Raw genomic sequence first — 1,852 nt, 5'->3', positions numbered from 1 at the left:
CTTTACCCACCATCACCCTAGCTGTATCTCCCAGTAGCGTTACGGAAAATGGCACAACCAACCTAGTTTATACCTTCACTCGCACAGGTAGTACCACCAGTGCCTTAACCGTTAACTACAGCATCGCAGGTACAGCAGCTAGTACCGACTATACAGGTGCAACACCAGGAACTGGCAAAACCATTACCTTTGCCGCAGGTTCGAGTACCGCAACCCTAGTCATAGATCCCACAGGTGATACTATTGGGGAATTTAACGAAACAGTGGCGTTAACCCTAGCCACAGGTACAGGTTACACAGTTGGTACAACCACAGCAGTGACAGGTACTATTACTAACGATGATGCACTGTTTTCTAGCTCTTTCGATCTGGTTTTATTACAAGATTTATCGGGTAGTTTTAGCGATGATATTGCCACAGTTCAGACTTTAGTACCAAGCTTAATTACAGGAGTGAATTCGTTGCAGCCGAATACTCCGATTGGGATTAGTAGTTTCATAGATAAACCTATCAGCCCATTTGGAGGAAGCAGTTTCACTGACTATGTTTATCAAACCCATCAAGCTTTAACAACAGATAGTAGCTTAATTCAAACTATCTACAATGGATTAAACATTGGAGATGGTAACGATTTTCCAGAAGCCCAATTAGAAGCTTTACTTCAAGTTGCTGTCCGTCCCACGGAAATAGGGTTTCGTACAGGTACAAAACGAGTCGTAGTGTTATTTACTGATGCGGCTTATCATGTGGCAGGGGATGGAGCAGCAGCCGGAATTACCACGCCCAACAATCTGGATGCTATTTTAGACGGAACACCTGCGGGAACAGGGGAAGACTATCCGGGTATCTCATCACTCAAACAAAGTCTGATCAATGCGAGTATCTTACCTATCTTTGCGGTCACTAGTGATCAGATTTCTACCTATCAATCTCTTCTGAGTCAGCTAGGCGTGGGTGGCTCAGTCGTTCAGTTAAGCTCGGATAGCTCGAATATTGTCAATGCAATCCGAGAAGGTTTAAGCAATTTATTCTTAGCTAACATTAATGCTCCCACTAGTGGACTAATCACAACTGAAACAGGCACAAGTAACTCATTTACTGTGACTTTAAGCACGCAACCCACTGCAAATGTCACCATCGGTTTACAAGTTTCAGATTCCACAGAAGGGATTCTGTCCACAAATAGTTTAGTCTTTACACCTACTAATTGGAATGTAGCCCAAACAGTTACAGTGACAGGAAGAGATGATCCTGAAGGGGCAAATTTACAAGATGGAGATCAGACTTACCAAATTATTACTGCTCCTTTAGTTAGCACCGATGTTAACTATAACGGAGTCAATCCTATAGATGTAACAGTCGTGAATCGAGATGGGGATTTACCCACCATCACCCTAGCTGTATCTCCCAGTAGCGTTACGGAAAATGGCACAACCAACTTAGTTTATACCTTCACTCGCACAGGTAGTACCACCAATGCCTTAACCGTTAATTACAGCATTGCAGGTACAGCAGCTAGTACCGACTACACAGGTGCAACACCCGGAACTGGCAAAACCATCACCTTTGCAGCCGGAAGCAGCACAGCAACCTTAACAATCGACCCCACAGGTGATACCACTGTTGAATCTGATGAAACCGTGGCTTTAACTCTAGCTACAGGAACAGGTTACACCGTTGGTACAACTACAGCGGTGACAGGTACTATTACTAACGATGATGTAGCTTTACCCACCATCACCCTAGCTGTATCTCCTAGTAGCGTTACGGAAAATGGCACAACCAACCTAGTTTATACCTTCACTCGCACAGGTAGTACCACCAGTGCCTTAACCGTTAACTACAGCATCGC

Annotated in this window: 1 protein-coding gene; it reads left to right on the top strand. The window is 44.3% G+C overall.

Annotation, left to right across the window (positions count from 1 at the left end):
- A partial coding sequence (locus A0J48_RS26595; RefSeq protein ID WP_325079278.1) for a Calx-beta domain-containing protein occupies positions 1-1,852 on the top strand: 1,852 nt, incomplete at both ends.

The organism is Sphaerospermopsis aphanizomenoides BCCUSP55 (genome assembly GCF_001586785.1).
GTDB classification, from domain to species: domain Bacteria; phylum Cyanobacteriota; class Cyanobacteriia; order Cyanobacteriales; family Nostocaceae; genus Sphaerospermopsis_A; species Sphaerospermopsis_A aphanizomenoides_A.
This window is presented reverse-complemented; position numbering and strand designations above follow the sequence as displayed.